General features: G+C 54.2%; 17 protein-coding genes and 1 pseudogene. 2 read left to right on the top strand and 16 right to left on the bottom strand.

The window, feature by feature from the left end; translation table 11 throughout:
- From T260_RS01000000137920 to aceA, 9 genes are all read right to left on the bottom strand, one after another.
- On the bottom strand, positions 1–410 hold a 410-nt coding region (locus T260_RS01000000137920; protein ID WP_033027279.1), incomplete at its 3' end, for an AAA family ATPase.
- Entirely contained in the window at positions 407–1,585 is a 1,179-nt protein-coding gene (locus T260_RS130990; RefSeq protein ID WP_021322517.1) for an exonuclease SbcCD subunit D, read from the bottom strand. The genes T260_RS130990 and T260_RS01000000137920, both read right to left, overlap by 4 nt.
- Positions 1,586–1,605: 20 nt before the next feature.
- A complete protein-coding gene (gene addA, locus T260_RS130985) occupies positions 1,606–5,328 on the bottom strand; it encodes a helicase-exonuclease AddAB subunit AddA (protein WP_023633876.1) in 3,723 nt (1,240 codons plus the stop codon).
- Positions 5,329–8,832 (bottom strand): helicase-exonuclease AddAB subunit AddB, encoded by a 3,504-nt coding sequence (addB, locus tag T260_RS130980; RefSeq protein ID WP_286365221.1) that lies wholly within the window; start codon positions 8,830–8,832, stop codon positions 5,329–5,331. It abuts the gene before it with no gap.
- 223 nt (positions 8,833–9,055) lie between these two features.
- Positions 9,056–9,604 carry a signal peptidase I gene (lepB, locus tag T260_RS130975; RefSeq protein WP_011230183.1) on the bottom strand — a complete coding sequence of 183 codons (549 nt, stop codon included), beginning with the start codon at positions 9,602–9,604 and terminating at the stop codon, positions 9,056–9,058.
- Positions 9,601–10,224, bottom strand: coding sequence for a TVP38/TMEM64 family protein (locus T260_RS130970; RefSeq protein ID WP_013146210.1), 624 nt, complete (start codon positions 10,222–10,224; stop codon positions 9,601–9,603). Before T260_RS130970 ends, lepB begins: the two co-directional genes overlap by 4 nt.
- A gap of 102 nt (positions 10,225–10,326) precedes the next feature.
- On the bottom strand, positions 10,327–10,860 hold the full coding sequence (locus tag T260_RS130965) for a competence protein ComK (protein ID WP_014195018.1): 534 nt from the start codon (positions 10,858–10,860) through the stop codon (positions 10,327–10,329).
- Between the two features lie 120 nt (positions 10,861–10,980).
- On the bottom strand, positions 10,981–11,175 hold the full coding sequence (locus T260_RS130960) for a hypothetical protein (protein ID WP_011230180.1): 195 nt from the start codon (positions 11,173–11,175) through the stop codon (positions 10,981–10,983).
- A gap of 129 nt (positions 11,176–11,304) precedes the next feature.
- On the bottom strand, positions 11,305–12,591 hold the full coding sequence (gene aceA / locus T260_RS130955; protein ID WP_011230179.1) for an isocitrate lyase: 1,287 nt from the start codon (positions 12,589–12,591) through the stop codon (positions 11,305–11,307).
- Positions 12,592–12,783: 192 nt separating this feature from the next.
- Between aceA and T260_RS130950 the strand changes: the two genes are divergently transcribed.
- Positions 12,784–13,374 (top strand): SCO family protein, encoded by a 591-nt coding sequence (locus tag T260_RS130950; RefSeq protein ID WP_011230178.1) that lies wholly within the window; start codon positions 12,784–12,786, stop codon positions 13,372–13,374.
- A 63-nt stretch (positions 13,375–13,437) separates the two neighbouring features.
- Here the strand turns inward: T260_RS130950 and T260_RS130945 are convergent, their stop codons facing one another.
- Together T260_RS130945 and T260_RS130940 are read right to left on the bottom strand one after the other, a co-directional pair.
- Positions 13,438–13,743: an AzlD domain-containing protein gene (locus T260_RS130945; protein WP_011230177.1), complete on the bottom strand. Its 306-nt coding sequence runs from the start codon at positions 13,741–13,743 to the stop codon at positions 13,438–13,440.
- Positions 13,736–14,452, bottom strand: coding sequence for an AzlC family ABC transporter permease (locus T260_RS130940; protein WP_023633877.1), 717 nt, complete (start codon positions 14,450–14,452; stop codon positions 13,736–13,738). The genes T260_RS130945 and T260_RS130940 overlap by 8 nt, the downstream gene beginning before the upstream one ends.
- Positions 14,453–14,639: 187 nt before the next feature.
- Between T260_RS130940 and dat the strand changes: the two genes are divergently transcribed.
- Complete coding sequence (dat, locus tag T260_RS130935; protein WP_011230175.1) at positions 14,640–15,503, top strand: D-amino-acid transaminase; 864 nt, start codon at positions 14,640–14,642, stop codon at positions 15,501–15,503.
- Positions 15,504–15,559: 56 nt separating this feature from the next.
- Here the strand turns inward: dat and T260_RS1000000139495 are convergent.
- The 5 genes and pseudogenes from T260_RS1000000139495 to T260_RS130915 form a co-directional block, all read right to left on the bottom strand.
- Positions 15,560–15,700 (bottom strand): annotated as a pseudogene (locus T260_RS1000000139495) (ABC transporter ATP-binding protein); the annotation flags it as partial.
- Positions 15,701–15,734: 34 nt separating this feature from the next.
- Positions 15,735–16,532 carry an ABC transporter ATP-binding protein gene (locus tag T260_RS130930; protein ID WP_011230174.1) on the bottom strand — a complete coding sequence of 266 codons (798 nt, stop codon included), beginning with the start codon at positions 16,530–16,532 and terminating at the stop codon, positions 15,735–15,737.
- On the bottom strand, positions 16,498–17,490 hold the full coding sequence (locus T260_RS130925; RefSeq protein WP_011230173.1) for an ABC transporter permease: 993 nt from the start codon (positions 17,488–17,490) through the stop codon (positions 16,498–16,500). Before T260_RS130925 ends, T260_RS130930 begins: the two co-directional genes overlap by 35 nt.
- A 129-nt stretch (positions 17,491–17,619) precedes the next feature.
- Positions 17,620–18,627, bottom strand: coding sequence for an ABC transporter substrate-binding protein (locus T260_RS130920; protein WP_023633879.1), 1,008 nt, complete (start codon positions 18,625–18,627; stop codon positions 17,620–17,622).
- Positions 18,628–18,754: 127 nt separating this feature from the next.
- Positions 18,755–20,299: a fatty acid--CoA ligase family protein gene (locus tag T260_RS130915; protein WP_014195010.1), complete on the bottom strand. Its 1,545-nt coding sequence runs from the start codon at positions 20,297–20,299 to the stop codon at positions 18,755–18,757.
- Between the last annotated feature and the right edge of the window lie 97 nt (positions 20,300–20,396).

The raw sequence follows: 20,396 nt of genomic DNA on the forward strand, positions 1-20,396 counted from the left end.
GCACCGGTGAGAAAAAGCAAGCCGAAAACCGATAGTTTATCGGCGAGCACGACCGGCTCGGACCGATGCTCGATCAGGCGGCAAACGGCGCTGCGCGTCCGCCATTCGTCCACTTTTTTTAAGCTTCGTTCGACTGTATACCGTTTCGCTCCTGCCGCATTTTCCAGCTCAAACGTAAACGAGACAAACAACTCTTGCTCCGCGTGGTTGATGATCGCCTGCGTGCGGTTGGCCGCCCGCTCGACGCTGCCGAACAAGGCGAGCGTCATGGCGTCTAAAATCGTTGATTTGCCGCTTCCAGTCGGCCCGAAAATGCCGAACACACCGCCCTCACACAGTGCGGTGAAATCAATCGTCTGCTTTTCACGAAAGCTATGAAGCCCGGCGATCGTCAGCGAGATCGGCTTCATTCTCCCTCCCCTTCCTTCTCTTCTTCCGCCGCCAGCTCCAAAAAGAGGCGGACAAGCTCTTCATCCGGCGTTTGTCCCCCAGTCTGACGTTCGTAAAAGCGGTGAAACATTTCTTCAAGTGAAAGCGGCTCGCGGCTCATTTCCATCATCTCTTCCACCCGATTGGGAAACACCGGGCGAATGTGGACAAATCCGGGATGAAGCTTACGCAGCCGATCAATTTCTTCCATTGTCAACGACTCGGTCACATGGATCTCCAAATCGATCCAGCTTGATCGGTCTCTTCCTTCCTCACACCAGCGGTATACTTGAGCGAGCCCCTCTGTCGCCTTCCAACGGATGAGCGGTTTGCCAGCAGCGAGCGGTATCTCCGCCACCTTGGCCGCCCCGCCTGGATGCACGTCAACGACCGTGACCGATTTGGCTTGACCGGCTTCGGAAAAGCTGTACGCCAACGGCGAGCCGGAATAGCGCGCGGCCGTCTTTGCCTGCTTGACATCCTGCGGCCGGTGCAGATGGCCAAGCGCCACATATTGCGCGGCTTTCGGCAGGCTCTCAGCCGCCACCGTATAAGCGCCGCCGACTTCAATCGGCCGCTCGGAATCGGACGTACGTCCGCCAGCAACGTAAAGATGGCTCATCGCGATATTGACGGTCTCCGCCGTGAACGAGGCGGCCATCGCCGCTAATAGGGCGCGGATGCGGTCATCGTACCGATCGCGCATCGTCGTCTCCTTACAGTCGGATGACAACAGCTCGGCGAGGCGCGATTCGGACGGATAGGCCAACGGAGCAAGCATCATCGTTTCGCCGCACGATGGAACGTCAATCCGGCAAACAGCCGCTTGCGGGCGGCCGAAAAGAAAAATGTTGTGCGCACACATCAACGTCCGGGCAGCGCTGATCCGGTCGGGGTGGTCGTGGTTGCCGCTGATGACTGCCACCGGGCGGCGTCCTTTGTCGGACAGGCGGGCGAGGCTTTCATAAAACAGTTGTTCCGCAGCCGCCGGCGGATTGACGGAGTCGAATACGTCGCCGGCCACAAGGATGATGTCGATTTGTTCTTTCTTGACAATCTCCACAAGCTCATCAACAAATGCCTCTTGCTCGGCCATCCGACTCCGCCCCTCGAGCGTTCTCCCAAAATGCCAGTCCGCGGTATGCAAAATCCGCATTCTCTCTTTCCCCCCTTGCATCACTCAACAGCCACAACAAACCCGCCGTCAAACGAATACAAATAGCATTCCGCCACCGGCGCACGCCAAATTTGCTCGATGGCCCGCCGGTACAAGCGCATTTGCGTCCCGTAGCGGCCGAGCAGAAAACGAGCCGCTTCTTCCTTTTGCCCAGCAAAACGGTGGACGACTTCATCCGTTTTATAGTCAATCATCACATAGCCGCATTCGTCGACAAACACGCAGTCGATCACCCCTTGCACGAGGACGCGCCGGCCGCTTTCCGTCCCTTCGCCGCCGTACAGTTCAGCCGCTTTAAGCCCCAAGCTGAACGGCACTTCACGGTGCACTTCGCGGGCGGCGCAAAGGCGGCGGCCAAGATCTGCAGTGAAAAAGGCAGCGATGGCCGCTGGATCGACCACCTCTGCTTGTTCTGCCGACAGCAGCTCTTTTTCGACAAGGCGGACGATCTGACTGCGGATCGACGATTCATCAAGCGGCGCCTGCAAATCAAGATGGCGCATGACGATATGGAGCGCCGTCCCTTTTTCGGCCGGCGTCAATGTTTTCTCCTGCATGAAACGCGGTCGAGAAAACACCGGAGCCGTCCCTTGTCGCGGCCGCCATTCGTCCGCTTGCTCGCCAAAGAGCACGCGATGTTCTTTCAGTTCTGACACCGATTGCTTGGCGCGCACGGCCGTTTCTTTCTCATACGAATACCGCCACAACAAGCGGCGTTTGACCTCCTTCCGCCACCCTCCTTCTACGGGAACGGGTCGTCCTTGTTCGAGGGCAAGAAGCACGCCGCCATCCATCTCCTCCCTCGCAGCCTCTGCGCCGCGCAAATCGGCGGCCGGCACGATGGAGACACGCCATACAGACGGGTGGGAGGCGACCTCTTCAGGCGCCTTCATTCCCGCAAGCGCCCCCCCATCACGATGACGGATGAGCGCCCGGCCGATCCAATCCAAGTAGGAGCGGGCCGAAGCCCGCACATCGTCGGGGAGAAGCCAGCCGCGTTCCGAAGCAGCGCTTTTCCATTTTTCAATCTCCTTGGCCGCATCGTTGACCGACGCCAACAAATACAGCTTCTCTTTTGCCCTTGTGAGCGCGACATACAAAATGCGCATCTCCTCAGCGAGCAGTTCAAGCCGCTTTTTCGTTTGGATGGCCAACAGCGGCAGCGTGGGATAACTGATGCGCAGCCGCGGGTGGACAAAGCGGGCGGCAAAACCCAGCTCTTTATCAAGCAAATACGGGTGATGCAAATCGCGCGTATGAAACGAACGCGCAAGCCCGGCGAGAAACACGATCGGAAATTCCAATCCTTTGCTGCTGTGAATCGTCATGATGCGCACGACGTCTTCCTGCTCGCCGAGCGGCCGGGCCGCCCCTAAATCGTCGCCGCGCTCTTGCAGCCGCTCGATGAAGCGAAGAAAGCGAAACAAGCCGCGAAANCGGTACATGATAAAAATCGAGCCGAAAAAAGCGCGCAAGTTCGCCTGCCGTTGCCTGCCGCCCGGCAGTGCGCCGACAAAATCGTAAAATTGCGTATCGCGGTACAGCAGCCAAATGAGATCAGCTAATGAGCGGCGGCGCGCCATCGTACGCCAGCCCTCGAGCCGCTCTAAGAAAGCCGCCGCTTTCCTTTGGGCGTTGGCCTCCTCTTCCGTTTCCGCCGGCTTTTGCCGAAACGAACAGAGCGCTTCATAAAACGTGCCTTTTGGATCGGCGAGGCGAATCATGGCGAGCTCATTCTCGTCAAAACGAAAGAGCGGCGACCGGAGCACCGCGGCGAGCGGAATGTCTTGGTACGGGTTGTCGATCACTTTTAACAGTGAGAGCATGATCGAAATTTCCGTCGCCTGAAAATAGCCGGATGACAAATCCGCGGCCGCCGGGATGCCTTGCGCCTGCAGCTGCTCGATCATCTGCGGCGCATGCGTCATCGAGCGGACAAGGATGACGATGTCACGGTACATGGCGCGCCGCGGCTGCCCGCTCGGACGATCGTATACATAAAACGGAGCGGAAACGATCTCTTTGATTTTTTTCGCCATCAGCCGCGCCTCGAGCTCCGCCGCTTCCCATTCAGCCGCTTCCTCTTCGTCCTCTTCCGCCGCACGCTGCCGGTTGATGATCATAACTTCCGGCGCCGCATCCTCCCCTTCCGGGTAATCAGCGCCGTATTTCAACTGCGCCGCTTCGTCGTAAACCATTTCGCCGACGGTTTCCCCCATGAGTTGCGCAAACAGAAAATTCGTCCCGTCAAGCACTTCGCGGCGGCTGCGGAAGTTGCTCGCAAGATCGATTTTCATCCCCCCTTCTTCTCCGTCTGCGGTGAATCGTTTGTATTTGTCCAGAAACAGCATCGGCTCGGCAAGGCGGAATCGGTAAATCGACTGTTTCACGTCGCCGACCATAAACAAATTGCCTGTTCGTTCGCTCCCTTTTTTCACCAGCTGCAAAATCGCTTCTTGAACGAGGTTCGTATCTTGATACTCGTCAACAAGCACTTCATCAAACTGCGCCTGGTATTCCAAGGCGGCGGGGGAAGGCTGCCATTCGCCCGTTTCCGGATCGCGCCGCCGCAAAATATGCAAACAATAATGTTCCAAGTCAGAAAAATCAACGATTCCTTTTTCCCGTTTCGCCGCTTGGAACATGACGGCAAAACGGCGGACAAGGTTAGCGATCGTTTCAACGATCGGCTTCATTTCCCGCATATGGCGGAGCCAAACGGATGGATCGAGCGAAAACACATTGTCGCGCAGCGCCTCCACTTTCTTTTTCGCCTGATCACGCAACGATTTGGCTTCGTCGATCAGCCGCTCGTCATAGTCCTTGCCGCGGCAGGCCGGCAGCCGCCCAAACGACAGCGCCTTTAGCGCGCGATGCAGCTCGGCCCACGGTCCAGAAAGACGCGTTTCCAAATCAGTGATCATATCTCGATCTTCGCGCAGCCGCTCCGCGTACGGACGCGGTCCGCCCGGCTCTTCAGCAAGCTCAAGCGCCCTTCGGATCAGCCGTCTGGCCGCCGCCAGCTCCATCGCAGCATGTTGCGCGATATAGCGGGCTGCTGGCAGCGTCTTTATATCTGTTCGTTCATCGACATCATACATCGAGGTCAAACCGGCCAACCATTCATCTGGTTCCGGATGGGAGCGGGAAAATTCATAAAGGGCGACAATCATCTCCTGCAGCTCCGCATCGCTCCGGTCGCCCGTATAGGCATCCACGACAGCGAAAAACCGCTCGTTGTCCGGCTTTCCATATTCCTCCTCAAGCAGCTCTTCAAGGACATCCTCTTTCAACAGCTCGATTTCCGTTTCATCCGCGATGCGAAACGACGGATCCAAATCAAGCAAATAGTAATATTTGCGAATGACATCCAAGCAAAAGGAATGGAGCGTCGAGATCGCGGCGCGGGGAAGCAGGCTGAGTTGACGTCGCAAATGGAGCGAATGCGGACGCTTGGCCAATTCCCGCTCGAGCGCCTCGCCGATTCTTGCTTTCATCTCCGCGGCTGCCGCATTGGTAAAGGTAACGACAAGCAGCCGATCGATATCGACCGCTCCTTCTTCCGCCGTCACTTTTTGAATGATCCGCTCGACAAGAACGGCCGTTTTCCCGGATCCGGCCGCCGCGGCGACAAGAATGTCTCGGCCGCCCGCGGCGATCGCCTTCCATTGTTCATCCGTCCATCGGCTCCCAGCCGGCTTCGGGCGAATCGTGGCGTTCATTTATCCTTCCTTCCCTTCCGCTAGTTTTTCGATGACCGCTTCCTTCGTTTGCGGGGCAAGCTTCCGGTATTCGTTGCCGGAGAGTGCCTCATCAAATTGGCAGACCGGTTTGAAAACGCAAAACTCGCACGCTGTTTTATCTTTCAACTTGTACGGGGCGATCGACACGACGCCGTCGGCGATTTGCCCGCCGATGTCGATGAACAAACGGCGGACATGCTGGCGGAGCGCGGCAAAGTCGGATGGACTCGCCACCGACGAACGCGAATGGATCGACCCGCTTTTCGTAAGCTGAGCGGGCACAATCAGCGACCATTGTCCGTCTTCCGTTCGGCCGTCCATCAACCGGATCGCCTCGACGTCAGCGAGCAACAGCCCGCGCATCCGAAACGGTTCAAGCAACTTTTTCGCCATTTCCACCTCATCATCCACCCATTGCTTCGCTTGAACGATCGGATTGTGGATGTGAAAATAAAGCACCCCGGCTGGCAAGGCCGGCTGTCCGACGAGCTGTTCGGCATACGTCAGCACGATGTCCAGGTAGGTGAGCATTTGCAGCGCCAAGCCGTAATATACTTCCGTCAAATCGAGCGTTTTCGCGCTCGATTTGTAATCGATAATGCGAAGAAGCACTCCTTGGCTGCTTTCCGCCTTATCGACGCGGTCGATCCGCCCAACAAGCTCCATCACTGTTCCGTCGGGCAGTCGAAACCGAAGCGGCGGCAGGTCGCCATTGGGGCCGAATGACAGCTCAAGTCCGATCGGAACGAAACCGCTCGCCCGCGCATGCTCACTTAACACATGGGTTGTACGGGCAACGACGTGTTTCAATTTTCGTTTCATATATTCATAGCGATGAGAGCTTGAGAGCACTTGCTGCTGGATGAGCGGGGCGATTCGCTCGACCGCTTCGGCCGACAGCCGTTCACAGTCTGGTCTTGACAGTTCGCGCCAATCAAGATGCTGTTCGCGCAGCCGGTCGGCGATTTGCTTGATGGCGGCATGGAACAATTGCCCAACATCCGGCGCCTCAAGTCGGAAAACGTTGCGCTCTTTCAACCGCAGCCCGTGCGATGCGAAATGGGCGTACGGGCATTTTTGAAACTGCTCCATGCGCGAGACGCTCGCCTGAATTTTTTTGCCGTACAGCCGCTGGCTCCACTGTTTTTTGAGCGGCGTCGCTCCGTTTGTATAAAAGAGCGCGGAGACGGCATGCCGCACCTGCTCCTTCCAGTCCCGATGGCCGATGAACGTGTTATACACATCCCACCAAAGCGGATCGATGCCGTAGTTGCGCTTCCACGCTCGGAGCTGGCTGATCAAATACGTTTGCGTCGCCCGCGGCGCGGTCACGAACGCCTCTGCTTTTTCTGCCGGGGCGTCGAACGGGTCGTTGCCGCACAGATGCACCGGCGCATGCGGAAACAGTTCCGTAAGCTGCTTGATGAGCGGCGACGGCATCAACGCTTTCCCTTCCCCATCAGCAAGCGGATATGTAACATACAGCCGCCGGCTCGGACAAACAAGTGCCAAGTAGACAAAAAACGGGTCATAAAACAGCTGCTCCCGCCCCCCTGGGGCGAGCGCCACTCCCAACTCACGCAGCTGCTCGCGCTCCACTTCCGCCATCAGCCCGTCTTCCTTCACTTTTGCTGGAATAACGCCATCGTTGGCGCCGATGACGAACGCATACTTGATGTCAATTAAACGAGAGCGATCAAGCTGAGCGACGATCACCTGGTCCATCGCCGGCGGCACAAGGGAGAACTCCAACCGATCGAGCCCAGCCTCGATAATCTTGACAAACTCAGCGAGCGGCAGTGATTCTGTCCCGAGCATTTCTACATATTGGTCAAGCAAATCGACGACGGCGTTCCACGCCTGTTCATGCTGGCGCGCTTCAACGAGGCGGCCGTCCGCTTCCGCTTGTGCGCTCATTTTCTCTAGTTTTTTTGGAATCTGCAATTCTTCCAAAAACAGATATAATGCCATACAAAACCCGCGTCCGTCCTCCGCCCGGCGCAGACGGCGCTCCAACCGGCGAAGCGGAGCGGCCAACGCCTCGCGCCATTCATTGAGCATGTCCTCAAACTGCCGCTCCTCGTCCGTTTGTGGTACGTTCAAACCGTCAAGCGCCTGATAGCGCCGATACGCCCAGCGCTCATTGTTTGTCCACTTATCCCCTTTGATTCCGTAAGCAAGCACATAGTTTTCGAGCTTGTCGGCCGCCTCGCGCCACATGTGCAGATCGCCGTCCGTTGGAAAAAGCAAATCCGTTTTCACCGCCCGAAACACCGCTTCATATCGCCAACGCGTCACGACCGTCTCTAAGGCAGCGCGCACGAGTTCAATGAGCGGGTGGTGGTGCATCGGTTCTTTTTCATCCATAAAATACGGGATCCCAAAATCAAAAAACACCGTTTTCACCAGATCGCGGTACGCCTCCGTCTGGCGGATGATCAGCGCAATGTCGCGATAGCGCGCCCCTTCATCGCGGACAAGGCGGATGATTTCGCGTGCGACCGCTTCGATTTCCGCTCGGCGATTGGACGCCTCATAAAGATGGACGGCATCGGTCTTTGCACCATATGGAAGCAACGGGCGTCGGTGAAATTGCGCCTCAAGATGAACGAGCGCCCTGTCTTCATGGCGTCGGTTGGCCGAAAGCACGATCGGCTCTTCGATCGCAATGTCATTGCTTAGCGCCAACTCCCTCAGCTGGCGGTACGTTTGCGCCGGCAAATAAAAGAGATGAAGTTCGTCCGGCATTCCGTCGTCATACGGGCGGTCGATCGTCAAACAAACGGTGACGCGCCGGCAATGGCGAAGAAGCTGTTCGATGATCATATATTCTTGCGGCGCAAAATGATGAAAGCCGTCGATGTAAATATCGGCATCCCGCAAATAACTTGAGCGCGGAATATGCTCAGCGAGCAAGCGCAAATAATCTTCCGAATCAAGATAGTGGCCGATAAGACTCCGCTCAAGTTCCTCATACACAAGCGCGACATCGCTCAACTTGTCAGCGAGCAAGCGGCGGCCCGGCTGGCTTGGCCCATCCTCGAACGCCTTGGCATGTCGGCGGAGTTCGCCCGGCGTCAGGCAATACCGTTTGCATTCGGTGATCATTTCGTTCAGCTGCTCGATAAACCCATGTTTGTCCGCCGCGCGGCCAAACAGTTTCAGCTCTTGTTTGCGTTGCTCAATAATTTTGCGGATCATCATCTGCACACCAACATCATGAATATGGTACCGGGTCATGCCGCCTGTTTCCTGCAACACGCGCCAAGCGAGACGGGTGAAGCTGAACACTTGGGCGCGAATCATCCCGCCCACTCCCTCGGTATGTATCAACGCGTATTCGCATTGAAATGTCATTTGCTCCGGAACGAGATAGACGATCGCCCTTCCTTTTGGATCCTCTTGCAACTGGCGGCGAATTTCTTCGAGGCAGACAGCCGTTTTCCCACTTCCTGACCGTCCGAGCAAAAACCGCAGCGACATTGTATCCACCACCATTCGTTTCCTTTATTTGTTTTATTTTAGCACGTATGTTCGCTTTTGGGAAGAAAAAACGCCCTTCGGCTGCGGGTTATATAGAGGCAATCTGAAACGTTAACGTTTGTTTCTTTTTGTAGAGCCAGCCGACATGTCAGCGACTGTCGGACGACTGAACAACCTCGCTTCACTTCGTTATAGAAGCGGAAGACTCCTTTCGAGATTAAGGTTAAAACTGAAAGGCGAACTGTTTAAACGGCCAGTAGCGAAAGTCCACCTTGCCGACAATTTGGTTGATTTTGACAAATCCAAAATGGCGGCTGTCCCAGCTGCTAAGCCGGTTGTCGCCAAGAACGAAAATGCAGCCGGGAGGCACCCGTGTTTTCCCGGTCACCTCCTCAAGCGTAAAATCCCCGGTCAGCCTGCCGTCAAGCAGCTTTTGTTTATACGGGCGCAAATACGGTTCGTCAACTTTTTTTCCGTTGACATACAAGATGTCATTTTTGTACGCGATCCGATCGCCAGGCAGGCCGATAACCCGCTTGACGTAATCTTCCTTTTTGTTGGCGTGAAAAACGATAATGTCGAACCGGCGAATAGGCCCGATGTCGTAGGAAAGCTTATTGACGATCAACAAATTGCCGCTCTCTAGCGTCGGCATCATCGATTTTCCTTCCACCACGTAATTGCTGAACACGAACAACCGAAGCGTGGCGACAACGCAAACGGCAACAAACCATGGCCATCGGCGGCCTCGTTTTTCTTTTTGCTTCGTCACTCCCCGCCCTCCTCGCCGCCTTGTTCTTCCGTCAACGAAAATCGCGCTTCCACCCGTTTTCCGGCGTACCAAAGCAACAGAACGACTGCGGCGATCATCGCCGTGCGCAGCGGCTGACGGATGAGCGCCTTCAAGTCATAGCCGATAAAACTGATGGTAAACACCATGATCATCTTTCCTAGCAGCACCGCCAATACAAACTGCTGGCGGCTGATGCGCGACAGTCCGGCAACAATATTGACAAGCGCCGATGGGGTGAACGGAAAGCAATACAACAAAAACAGCGGACCAAATCCGTGTCGCTCAATCCAATGCATAAACTGCCGCACTTTCGGGTGGCGGCGGACAAAGTGAAAAAAACGCTTCTGCCCCACTTTCCGCGTCAGCCAAAACACGATGAGCGAGCCAAGTGAAGCGCCTAGCCAAGAGATCAGAAACCCTTTCCATAGTCCAAACGCCGCTGCGTTCGCCATCACGAAGACGAACATGGGCAAAATGGGAAAAAACGACTCAAGCAACGTCGCTGCGATGCCGGGAAGCACGCCGAAAGAGCGGTATTGTTCGAGCAGGGAAAGGATGCTGTCGAGCGTGAACCATTGTTTGATTGTTTCCATATCCATGTCTATTCCCCATTCAAATGCCGTTTATATCTTTATTTTACACGTCCAGGCGCCTAATTTGAACTCATCTTTAGGAAAAACCATTTTTATCAATTTGTTCAGCTAACTCTGTTTTTCTTGCTGCATGCGAAATATGTATTGGAGTTTGCGCTCCCTCGCTTCCATCCGCTCGGATAATTTCGTTCGAAGTTGAGCCGTTCGGTATAACTGGTTGATGAACGATTTGCAGGAAACATCGAGGGATATGCTTTTTCCGTTGCGGAAATAAACGATGGTCCGCTCATATTTGGCAGGCTCATACCGATAGACGTGCATGTGCGAGAGCCAAACGCAGCGGGAGTCACGCGGAGAGGCGGTTGGAAATACGTAAATTTCATTGGACGGTTCAATGGCGATCGGCGCTTTATGAGTGATGCCAATGACGGCTTTCGTTCCTTCTTTCCTTCCTTGAAAGCTGCTTCCGTAGTAATCGCAACTATGTTTAATAATGTCAATCGGCGTTTGTTTGATGATATATTCGCCGTCCTCTTCAATGACTTTCGCATACACATCGCTGTTTAAAAAGTATGGGAGAACCGCCATCGTATAACGGCTTACGATGAATTGTTCCAATACAATGAATTCATTGACTTTCATCCGTTCGTCTCCTCCCTTAATCAACTCGCTCACTACTCCTATCATACCATCAGTAGTTATTTTTTTCTATATTTTGCAAAAAATCTAATAAAAAAACCCATGACAATCGTCATGGGTGTTCTAGGAGTTTTCGAACGTTTGGCCGATTTCTTTGGACGCTAAATATTCATTCGCCTGTTCCAACGCGGTATGCTCGCCGACCGAGTCGCCAGCATACGTCTCTTCATTCATCGACCATTGCTCAACATGAAGATCCGTACTGACGCGAAACTCGGCAGGCATCAGCTCCGGCAGATCGCCTTGATTCTTTTCCATTACATCGCCTCCTTGTACTCCATAGGATGCGTCATTTTTTTCCTTATTATGCGATGGAAGCAAGGAGGCTCTTCGTCTCAAACAAAAAACGCCCGGCCAAGCCGGGCGTCTCTTTGCTGGTGATCGGCATTAGATGGCTGTAAACTGTTCTTCTTCGGTCGATCCTTTCAAAGCGACTGTTGACGATTGGCCGCCGGAGATCACTTGGGCGACTTCGTCGAAATAGCCCGTGCCGACTTCGCGCTGATGGCGCGTCGCCGTGTATCCGTACTTCTCGGCGGCAAATTCCGCTTGCTGCAGCTCGGCGTACGCCGCCATGCCGCGTTCTTTGTAGCCGCGCGCCAGTTCGAACATGCTGTAATTGAGCGCATGGAAGCCAGCCAAAGTGACAAATTGGAACTTGTATCCCATTTTGCCGAGCTCTTGCTGGAATTTGGCGATCGTTTCATCGTCCAATTTTTTCTTCCAGTTGAACGACGGCGAGCAGTTGTACGCCAGCAGCTTGCCGGGGAATTTCTCATGGATCGCTTCGGCAAACCGGCGCGCCTCATCCAAATTCGGCTCGCTCGTCTCACACCAAATGAGGTCGGCATACGGCGCATAGGCAAGCCCGCGGGCGATCGCTTGATCCAAACCGGCTCTTGTGCGATAGAAGCCTTCCGGTGTCCGTTCTCCAGTGATAAACGCTTGATCGCGCGGGTCGATGTCGCTTGTGATCAAGTCAGCAGCGTTCGCGTCGGTGCGTGCGATGAGCACCGTCGGAACCCCCATGACATCGGCGGCCAACCGCGCCGCAATCAAGTTGCGAATCGCCGTTTGCGTCGGCAAAAGCACTTTGCCGCCTAAATGGCCGCATTTTTTCTCCGATGACAGCTGGTCTTCAAAATGGACGCCAGCCGCTCCGGCTTCAATCATTGCCTTCATGAGCTCAAAGACGTTCAGTTGGCCTCCGAACCCCGCCTCAGCGTCAGCGACGATCGGCACAAAGTAGTCCACGTCCCCGCTGCCTTCTAAGTATTGAATTTGATCCGCGCGCTGCAACGCTTGATTGATTCGCTTGACGACATGCGGAACGCTGTTGGACGGATACAGGCTTTGGTCCGGATACATCTGTCCGGCGAGGTTGGCGTCGGCCGCCACTTGCCAGCCGCTTAAATAAATCGCCTTCAAGCCTGCTTTCACTTGCTGCACCGCCTGATTTCCGGTCAGCGCGCCAAGGGCCGCGACGTAATCCTCTGTATGAAGCAGCTTCCATAATTTTTCCGCCCCGCGTCGAGCGAGCGTATACTCGATGTCAAGCGAGCCGCGCAGTTTAATGACATCCTCAGCGCTGTACGGACGAACGATCCCTTTCCAGCGCTCCTCATTTTTCCAACTTTCTTCTAATTGCCGGACACGTTCAGCAAATGACGCCATTTTTCCTTCCCCCATCTCTCTTTGTTATATTACATTGTTTTTATTTACGTTTTTATTATATAACAGAAAAACGAAAGTGCAAGCCTTTTTTTGAAACTTTTTTTAATTAGGAAAATAGTCGCATATTGTTCATAAACATCGCGATTTTTTCGCTAATTTTTTTGATATGATCATATTGAGGAGTGATGAATGGTGAAAAAATGGTATACGTTAGCTGCCTCTCTTGTCATCATCGGCATCAGCGTCGGCATCCTGTACTTTGCTGTCTACCAGCCATCAACGATGCGGCTTCCAAATGACGTGACGATGGAAACAGCATGGGGAAAATCATACGAGTTTGGCGACCTTCCGCCGAAAGTGAGGCTTGTCGAGTTTATTTATACAAACTGTCCGGATGTTTGTCCGAATACGACAGCGCAAATGGCAAAACTGCGCGATCGCCTAAAACAAGCCGGGGTATTTGGAAGCAAGGTGGAATTCATCACGATCACGATCGACCCGGCGCGCGATACGAATGAAAAGCTGCAGACATATGCCAATGCGTTTGGAGTCATGAGCGACGGACAAGGTTGGGTGTTTTTGCGCGGCAGTGAAGCGGACACGAAAAAAGTAGCGGACGCCTTCCACTTTCAATACCGCGACCCGGGCAACGGCATGATCGTACACACGACGCTCGCCTACTTGCTTGGCCGCAACGGTCGTGTCGTCAAACAAATCGGCATGGGGACATCTCGATTTCATGTCGATGAGGTATACGAGGCGATTATGGAGGAATTGTCATAACCATGCAGCAAGTTTGCATACCTGTCGCAAAAGGAAAAGAGGAAGCGATGTCCGCTTCCCTTTTTAAACAAATAACGAATACAGGCTGAGCGCTGCAACCGCCGCAAGCACGACGATCATGACGTTGGCCCCAAGCCAAGCTGTGATGACGGCCGCCGCAAAACCGATGACACCGAACCAAAAATCATCTTGGATGAAAAAAACGTCAGGAATAATGAGCGCCCCGAGCACCGCATACGGCACATTTTTCAGCACTCCTTGCCAAAACGACGGCAGCTCGACGCCGCCGAGCAACACAAACGGCAACAGGCGCGGCAAATACGTCACGACCCCCATGCCGATGATCATCCATACGATTGTGCTATTCACCGCCGTTTCCCCCTTCCTTCGTCAGCCATTGAACGATGATGGCCGACAACAATGTAGCCAAAACGATCGACCAGCCTTTCGACAAGTGAAGAGCAAACGTGCCGATCGAGTTGAATAAAGCCGACAGCCCCGCCAGCCAGACGATTTTCCGCTGCTTTTTCAACGCTGGAACGAGCAGGCCGATAAACATGGCATACAAGGCAATGGACATACTTTCTTGCAAACTTTCCGGCAAACCGGCCCCAGCGGCATAACCAATGCCCGAGTTGACGACCCAACTGCCATACGCCATGGCAATGAGCCCAAACATATACGAGGCGTTGATCGTTCCTTCTTTCATCGCCGCCACCGAAAACGTTTCATCTGTAATGCCAAAGGCGTACAACGCTTTTTTCCAAAGCGCGTCCGGCTCAGCCTTTTCATTAAGGGACGCCGACATTAAAAAATGGCGAATGTTTAATATGAATGTCGTCAACACGATTTCAAACACCCCAGTGCCAGCGGTAAGCAGACTTAACGCGATATATTGCGAGGCGCCGGCGAAGACGACGATGCTCATGAGCACAGTCTCGGCGAACGTCAGTCCGGTTGTTTTGGCGAGCAGCCCAAACGCCAGCGCGATCGGCATATAGCCGATGGCGATCGCTACTCCTGCTTGCAGCCCTTGGCGAAACGGCGCCATCTTGCCGGCTGCCCATGTCGTTTCCATCCATTCATCCCCTCCATTTGACTAGATTGATAACTTTATTATCTAAAAATTCCTTTCGTTTCGCAACCCGAACGTCCATCCATTGTTTCTGCTCACGCCAAACACGAGACAAACGCAGAGAGAGGCCAATCTATGATATAATCAAACTGATTCATGATTGATGGCAACAGAAAAGGAGTGCACGTCCATGTCAGTGAAACCGTATGTATTAACCGACCGCGGCATTTTCCGTTATGAACAAGTCACGTACCCGATGGAAGAGCGCGGCTTGCAATTCGGTGATGGCGTCTACGAAGTCGTCCGCTTATATAACGGGATATACGTTTGGCTTCGCGAGCATCTTGACCGGCTGTACCGTTCAGCGGCCGCCATTCGCCTATCCGTTCCGTTTGGCTGCGAAGAGCTCATCGAACAGCTTGAGGAGCTTCGCCGCCTCAACGATGTGCAGGAAGATGCGATTTTGTATTTGCAAATGACGCGCGGCAGCTTCCCGCGCAACCATGCGTTTCCGGCGGAAAACCGGCCGAACTTGTACGCCTACATCCAGCCGATGGCGCGGAAAACCGAGGAAATGACACATGGGGTGCGCACGATTTTGACGAAAGATGTCCGCTGGGAATACTGTTACATTAAAAGCTTGAACTTATTGCCCAACGTATTGGCTAAACAAGAAGCGGTTGAGCGCGGAGCGTTTGAAGCGATTTTGCATCGCGACGGCGTCGTAACCGAAGGCAGCTCGTCAAACATTTTCCTTGTCAAAAATGAAACGGTGTACACCCATCCGGCCACGGCACGGATTTTAAACGGCATCGTCCGCACGAAAGTGAAGCAGTTTTGCGCTGAGCTTGGCATTCCATTTGTCGAAGAAGCGTTTTCCACCAACGACCTTGCGGAGGCGGACGAACTGTTTTTAACGAGCACGACGTCAGCGATTATCCCGATTATTCAAGTCGACGAAACGGTGATCCGAAGCGGCGCGCCAGGGGCGGTGACGAAGGCGCTGCAAGCCGCCTACCGACAAGCGACGCAGCGAGAAACCCAAAATATCTGACCGGCCGGCCGAACAGAAGAGGTGTCCCCTAGCCAAAGAAGGACACCTCATTTCGTTTATGAGCTGAGCACGGCGCGGTCGCTCGCAAACTGGCTGCCGCGGATGCGTTGGAATGCCTCAAGCAGCCGCTCGACCGTCAGCTCCTCTTTCTCCTTTCCTTCTGCGGCAAAAATGATTTGCCCGCCATCCANAACCAAGTAAAAAAAACAGCCGAAAAACACCTCATTTCGTTTATGAGCTGAGCACGGCGCGGTCGCTCGCAAACTGGCTGCCGCGGATGCGTTGGAATGCCTCAAGCAGCCGCTCGACCGTCAGCTCCTCTTTCTCCTTTCCTTCTGCGGCAAAAATGATTTGCCCGCCATCCATCATGATCAACCGGTTGCCAAGGCGAATCGCCTGCTCCATGTTGTGCGTCACCATGAGCGTCGTCAGGCGGTGCTGCTCAACAATTTGCTTCGTCAACTCCGTGACCAACTCCGCCCGCGCCGGATCAAGGGCGGCGGTATGTTCATCGAGCAACAGCACATCCGGTTTTGTAAACGTCGCCATCAACAAGGAAAGCGCCTGCCGCTCCCCGCCGGAAAGAAGTCCGACTTTGGCGGCGAGCCGGTCTTCAAGCCCTAAATGAAGCGTTCGCAACGTTTCCCGAAACCACTCGCGCTTTTGCTTCGTGACGCCAAGACTTAACGTGCGCCGCTTCGTCCGGTTGTAGGCGAGCGCCAAATTTTCCTCAATCGTCATATGCGGGGCGGTGCCGGCCATCGGGTCTTGAAAGACGCGGCCGATGTAGCGGGCGCGCGCATGCTCCTTGAGCGCGGTTACATCGCAGCCGTTGATCCACACTTCGCCGGTATCAGGAGACAGCCGTCCGGAAATGATGTTCATGAGCGTAGACTTGCCGGCGCCGTTGCTGCCGATGACGGTGACGAAATCGCCGGGGGCAAGCGTCAGATCAATGCCGCGCAAAGCGATTTTCTCGTCAGCCGTTCCTTCGTTAAACACTTTTGTAATTCGTTTCAGCTCCAGCAACGGTTTCCCCCCTCTCCAACTGCCGCACCCTCCGCTTTTTCCGCTGCCGTTCTTTTTGCGCCGCCAACGTGTTGGGCACGACGAGCGCCAGCATGACAATGAGCGCGGTAATCAATTTCACATCGCCCGTCTCCAAAAACTCGACGCGCAAAGCGAGCGCCAAAATAAGACGGTAGACGATGGCGCCGCCGATGACCGCCCACGTCGCGCGTGCGACCGAACGGGCGCCAAACAACGCCTCCCCGATGATGACGGAAGCGAGCCCAATGACGATCATCCCGATTCCCATCCCGACGTCGCTGAATCCGCCATACTGGGCGACGAGCGCTCCGGAAAGCGCCACGAGCGCGTTCGACAGCCCAAGGCCAAACACGATCAACCAATCGGTGTTGGCGGAAAAGCTCGCCACCATCGGCTTGTTGTCTCCAGTTGCCCGCAAGGCGATCCCCACTTCTGTTTTCAGCAGCCAATCCAACAGCCCTTTGACCATTAGCGCGACAATCGCCATTGACACAAGCACCGCCCATGTCCGCGGCGCAAAACCGGTGAAGGAAACGAGTCGGTTGAGCGCCGCATCCAATCCGGCTTGCCGCCAGGCGGCTGTGATTTTTGTGATGACCGTTTCCTGCTGCAACAGCGGAACGTTCGATTTGCCCATAATGCGCAAATTGACCGAATACAAAGCGATCATCATTAAAATGCCGGATAACAGTGGATTGATTTTCCCTTTCGTATGCAAAAGCCCAGTCAACACCCCGGCGGCAAAGCCGGCCAAAAGCGCCGCGGCTGAGGCGGCAAACGGATTGGCTCCATTGACAATCAGCACGGCGGCGACGGACGCGCCGGTGACGAAGCTGCCGTCAACCGTCAGATCGGGAAAATCCAAAATGCGAAACGATAAATAGACGCCGAGCGCCATCACGGCGTAAATCAAGCCGGCTTCGACGGAACTGAACATCGCTGTCCACACAACTTTTCACCTACCTTTTCGGAAACACACCAAAGGCGCATGTGACACGTTGAGTGCCAAAACGCACTTTTCCCTACTTTTTTGGCCCCCCTCCTTCATCGAAGGAGGGACGGCCGCTTATTCAATATATTCCGCAATGGAATCCCATTCCGGATTGAGCTTGATGCCCATTTCTTGCGCTGCTTTTTTGTTGATGACAAGCTTCAATTTTTGTGGATATTGCACCGGCAAATCGGCTGGCTTTTTGCCGTCTTGCAAAATTTGCGCCGCCATTTCCCCCGCTTCGTAGCCGATGTCATAATAGTCGAACCCGTACGCCGCAAAACCGCCGCGCTTGACGGAATCCAGTTCACCAACAAAAAGCGGAATGTCGTGTTCATTCGCCACCTGGATCACCGACTCGAGCGCCGAGACGACCGTGTTGTCGGTGATGATGTACAGACAATCGACTTTGCCGACGAGCGACTCGGTCGCCTGCTTCACCTCTGCTGATGTCGATACTGATGCAGGAACGATTTGCAAGTCCGTTCCTTGCATCGCCTTTTTCACCTGTTCGATTTGAGCGACTGAGTTTTGTTCGCCGGCGTTATATACCATGCCGACACGGTTGCCTTTGATATATTTGTCAATAAACTGCACCGTTTTCGGAATGGCCTCCGGGTGCGTATCGGTCGTTCCCGTCACATTGCCGCCCGGTTTTTCCATTGATTGGACAAGCTGTGCGCCGACTGGGTCAGTCACCGAAGTGAACACGATTGGAATGTCTTTTGTCGCATTGAGCGCCGCCTGCGCGCTTGGCGTTGAGTTGGCAAAAATCAAGTCGACGCCGTCCGAAACAAAATTATTGGCGATCGTTTGGTTGTTGCTTTGGTCGCCTTGGGCGATTTGCACGTCATACTCAACGGACAGCCCTTTGTCTTTTAACGCCTGCTGGAATCCCTTGCGCGCCGCATCGAGCGATGGATGCTCGACAATTTGCGTCACGCCGATTTTGTACGTCTTTTCTTTCCCGCTCTTCCCGCCGCTTCCCTGGCTGCTTCCCGTCTCTTTCGCGCCGCCGCAGCCGCCAAGCAACAAAAAGCTGGCTGCACACACCGCGGCGAACCGCCGAATCGATTGGCCCATGATCCCATCCCCCTATGTAGAGAAGTTTAGTCCTTTTAAACTTTTATGTGTTAAATTATATAAATTTATCTACTTGTTTTCAATATACTATTCAAAAAAAAGAAAAGGTGCTGAAAATTCAGCACCATCAAGCATGGGAAGACGCGAGCCGCTCTTTTAGCGCTCTTCGCAAAATTTTTCCTGTCGCATTTTTCGGCAGCTCGTCCAAAAAGTCAATCGCGCTCGGCACTTTATATTTTGCCAACCGCTCACGGCAGTAAGCAATGAGCTCTGCTTCCGTCAACTCCGGATTTTTCGCGACGACATACGCCCGCACCGCCTCTCCGTAATCCGGGTCCGGCACGCCGATCACCGCGGCTTCAACGACATCCGGATGGCTGTACAGCACTTCTTCGACTTCGCGTGGATACACGTTGTAGCCGCCGACGATAATCATCTCTTTCTTTCGGTCGACGATGTAGAAATAGCCGTCCTCGTCCATGCGCGCCAAATCACCGGTGTGCAGCCAGCCGTCGCGCAAGGCGGCCGAGGTCTCTTCAGGCATTTTGTAGTACCCTTTCATGACGTTCGGCCCGCGAACGACAAGCTCGCCAACTTCGCCGACGGGCACTTCTTCTCCGTATTCGTTGACGACCTTATTTTCAACGTTTTTAATGTTCGTTCCAATCGAACCAGGCTTGCGCGGCCGATCGAGCGGATTAAAGCAGGTGACAGGGGACGCCTCCGAAAGCCCATATCCTTCCGAAATGATGACGTTGAACTTTTTCTCAAAGTTTTCAAGCAAAGCGACCGGCATTGAAGCGCCTCCTGAGATGCAAAGGCGGAGCGTCCGCAAATCGTCCGCGCTTCCACCTTCGTACTGATAAAGGAAATTGTACATCGTCGGCACGCCGGCAAAAATCGTCGCTTTTTCCTCTCGGGCCAGCTGAAACAACTTTGCTGGGCTGAACTTTGGCATGATGAGCACCGTTCCGCCGTTCATCAGCGGGGCATTGAGCGCCACGGTCAAGCAAAAGACATGAAACATCGGCAACGCGGCGATGACGCGATCGTTTTCATTGATGCCTAAATAATCAGCCGTATCTTGCGCATTGCTGTATATGTTTTTATGAGTGAGCATCGCCCCTTTCGGCTTGCCGGTCGTCCCCGATGTGTACAAAATGACGGCGACATCGTCATCACCCAGTTCAGGTCCGGTAAAGTCCGGGCTGCCGTCCGCCAACACTTCTGCAAACGATTTCATCCCTTCCGACAGCGAAACACCTTTCTCCTTCCCTTCCGGCGTTTCACAAACGATCGCATGCTCGAGCAGCGGAAGCCGCTTCTTCGCCTCCACAAACAACGGAGCGAGCAAGTCGAGGCCGATCACCGCCTTGACGTCGCCGTTGTGCAAAATATAAGAAATTTCCTCGGGCGTGTAAATGGGATTGATCGGAATGACGGTCGCCCCAAGCCGCAACGCCCCGTACAAGCCGATGACAAACTGCGGCGAGTTGCCAAGCAACAAGGCGATATGGTCGCCTCGGCGAACGCCAAGCCGCGCCAACCCGTCGGCAAATCGGGAAATGGCTTCGTCCAATTGTTGATACGTGCACCGCTCTTTCATGAACACATACGCTTCCTTGTCCGGCAACTGCTTAGCGATTTGCGCCAACCGCGTCGTTACGTTCATATACGCTCCTCCCCCAAAATGAATGAATGACCATTCATTTTATAAGTAAAAAAATTCGAACTATATTTATTATAAAAAAAAGAACAGCAAAGGGCAA

It is taken from the genome of Geobacillus thermopakistaniensis (assembly GCF_000498995.1).
Taxonomy (GTDB): Bacteria; Bacillota; Bacilli; order Bacillales; family Anoxybacillaceae; genus Geobacillus; species Geobacillus thermoleovorans.

Excerpts from the sequence above, each read along its gene's own strand:
- T260_RS130990 (WP_021322517.1), bottom strand. The coding sequence starts at position 1,585 with ATGCGGATTTTGCATACCGCGGACTGGCATTTTGGGAGAACGCTCGAG.
- addB (WP_286365221.1), bottom strand. The coding sequence starts at position 8,832 with ATGTCGCTGCGGTTTTTGCTCGGACGGTCAGGAAGTGGGAAAACGGCT.
- T260_RS130970 (WP_013146210.1), bottom strand. The coding sequence starts at position 10,224 with ATGGATATGGAAACAATCAAACAATGGTTCACGCTCGACAGCATCCTT.
- T260_RS130965 (WP_014195018.1), bottom strand. The coding sequence starts at position 10,860 with ATGAAAGTCAATGAATTCATTGTATTGGAACAATTCATCGTAAGCCGT.
- T260_RS130960 (WP_011230180.1), bottom strand. The coding sequence starts at position 11,175 with ATGGAAAAGAATCAAGGCGATCTGCCGGAGCTGATGCCTGCCGAGTTT.
- aceA (WP_011230179.1), bottom strand. The coding sequence starts at position 12,591 with ATGGCGTCATTTGCTGAACGTGTCCGGCAATTAGAAGAAAGTTGGAAA.
- T260_RS130940 (WP_023633877.1), bottom strand. The coding sequence starts at position 14,452 with ATGGAAACGACATGGGCAGCCGGCAAGATGGCGCCGTTTCGCCAAGGG.
- dat (WP_011230175.1), top strand. The coding sequence starts at position 14,640 with ATGTCAGTGAAACCGTATGTATTAACCGACCGCGGCATTTTCCGTTAT.
- T260_RS130925 (WP_011230173.1), bottom strand. The coding sequence starts at position 17,490 with ATGTTCAGTTCCGTCGAAGCCGGCTTGATTTACGCCGTGATGGCGCTC.
- T260_RS130920 (WP_023633879.1), bottom strand. The coding sequence starts at position 18,627 with ATGGGCCAATCGATTCGGCGGTTCGCCGCGGTGTGTGCAGCCAGCTTT.
- T260_RS130915 (WP_014195010.1), bottom strand. The coding sequence starts at position 20,299 with ATGAACGTAACGACGCGGTTGGCGCAAATCGCTAAGCAGTTGCCGGAC.